Below are 2,010 nucleotides of genomic sequence, written 5' to 3'. Positions count from 1 at the left end.
GGACAGCGGCAGCAGCATCGTGACTTTGGTCGACCCGGTGCCCAGCGACTGGGTCGCCTGGACGGGACCGGCACCGGCGGCGCCGTTCTGCCCGGCAGGCGCGGTAACCGCCGCCGGATCGAGCACTTCGGACACGCCGCCCTTCGACTGGCAGCCCGACACGATCGCGGCGAGCGCCAAGGCGATTGCCCATGTCCGCGGACGGTGGACCTGTCGGCCAGCTTCCATGAATGCTCCACCCCTATGTGCCGCCGGATATTGTTCCCGGTCTGGTCTTCAACGCATGTTACGGCGGACTTGCAGTGCCGTCTGTAGTTCTTTTAGCCGCCGAACAGCCTGCCTCTGAGCGCCCTGATCTGCCTTGCTTGCCCGGCACTTCGATAGTCGGCGCATTTCATGTATCGCGGCCCGGGCACGAACACGCGGCGCACGCAGACGCCCTTTGCCTGGGCAGGGGCTCCACCCTCCTCGCCTGGCGAAAATGCGGAAAAGCCGAACGTCGCCACCGGCAAAGGCCCGGTCACTTCGATCCCTTCCCTTGCCAGGATTGCCCGCGCACGCTGGCAGTAGCGGACTGAAAGGGCCGAGAACCGGCTTTCATTGTGCCCGGCGCGATACTTCATGACGGTGGTGCAGAGATCACCCGCGGCGAGCTTGTTGGCCTGTGCAAGATATTTGACCCCCAGCGCGATGTTGGCCGCCGGCGCGCTCAGATCGTCCAGTGAACCTCGAAAGCCGAGCATCCTGGCCGTCGCCGGCATCACCTGCATCAGGCCGACTTCGCCGTCACCGCCTTGCACGTCGGGATCGAAGCCGCTTTCGATCTCCATCACCGCATGCGCCAGCATCGGCTCCAGGCCATAGATCGATGCCTGGCAACTCGCAAATGCCTTGAAAGCCTGCCGGGTCCACTCCGTGGCCGGATCACAGCGCACTGGTTGCTTCAGGCCGGACGAAAGCTGTGGTTTCACGGATGGTCGTTCCAGCCAGTTGGCACTGGCCGGCGTGACCGTTTGGACAAAGCCAAACAACACGATCGCGCCCGCGACCGCCTTCAGGAAGGATCCGTCGGCTGTCATGATGGCCAACAGGCGTCGGTTCGCCTATCCGGTCAGTGCATGTACTCGACCATGCGATCGTGAAAACACTCGCATTTGTTGAGGGTGTCTTCGTCCTTGTAGTTCGTCTTCAGGTAGCCATAGGCCTTGCCGCAAGCGACCTTGGCCTCCGACGCCCAGACGAAGACGGGACGCGACGAGTTGATCCACTCCGAGCTGTTGGCGACGGCAACCGACTCGTCCATCAACTTCACAACCTCCTGCTTCAGATCGACGATGTTGTCGTTCAGCACCAGGTTGGAGGTGCCGACGACACGGCAATAGTCGCCCGTCGGACCATCGATGATGTCGGCGGCATACCCCGTCGACCCGACTGCCAGCAACAGCGTCGCAGCGGAAACAAGCAGTCTTGCAGAACGTTTCATGTTGAGCTCCCCTAAATATTAGCGACGTATAACATAATCGCGTGGTTGTGCGCTATGGCGTTACACCACGTTTGCCGTTGTCTGATGCTGGGTTATGCCGTCGTCGTAGAGCAGCGTGATCGTGTTGGCCGCGGGGTGGTTCGTGAGTTCCGCCACTTGGACAAAATTGGCCGGATCTCCCGATCCGCTCGTGTCGACACTCAGCACGCCGGTCCCTGCGTCGTAGTTGACGAAGTTGCCGACATTCGCAGGAGTCGAGTCGAACAGCGCTGTCAGGTCGATCTTGTCGCCGTCGCCGCCATTGAAGTCCGTGATCAGATCCTTGATGTCGAGGTTCTCAAGTCTGAACGTGTCGGCGCCCGTCCCGCCGGTGAGCGTGTCACTCCCGGCACCACCGACCAGCAGGTCGTTGCCGGCGCCGCCGATCAAAGTGTCGGCGCCGCCTTCGCCTCTGAGCGTGTCGTTGCCCAATCCGCCGGCCAGGTAATTGGCGCCGGAGTTTCCGTAGAGATAGTCATCGCCGGAAC

General features: G+C 62.0%; 3 protein-coding genes and 1 pseudogene. All 4 read right to left on the bottom strand.

Annotated features, from left to right (window positions below):
- Positions 1-228 (bottom strand): annotated as a pseudogene (locus EN925_RS33540) (ABC transporter substrate-binding protein); the annotation flags it as partial.
- 92 nt (positions 229-320) lie between these two features.
- The gene (locus tag EN925_RS33535; protein WP_127369435.1) at positions 321-1,079 is read right to left on the bottom strand and encodes a transglycosylase SLT domain-containing protein; all 759 of its coding nucleotides are present in this window, start codon (positions 1,077-1,079) and stop codon (positions 321-323) included.
- A 32-nt stretch (positions 1,080-1,111) separates the two neighbouring features.
- Positions 1,112-1,483, bottom strand: coding sequence for a hypothetical protein (locus EN925_RS33530; RefSeq protein WP_127384699.1), 372 nt, complete (start codon positions 1,481-1,483; stop codon positions 1,112-1,114).
- Between the two features lie 60 nt (positions 1,484-1,543).
- Positions 1,544-2,010, bottom strand: a 467-nt coding sequence (locus tag EN925_RS41560) for a type I secretion C-terminal target domain-containing protein (protein ID WP_128337255.1), incomplete at its 5' end; no start/stop codon positions are given.

Origin of the sequence: Mesorhizobium sp. M7A.F.Ca.US.006.04.2.1, assembly GCF_004022915.1 — a bacterium.
GTDB lineage: Bacteria > Pseudomonadota > Alphaproteobacteria > Rhizobiales > Rhizobiaceae > Mesorhizobium > Mesorhizobium ciceri.
This window is presented reverse-complemented; position numbering and strand designations above follow the sequence as displayed.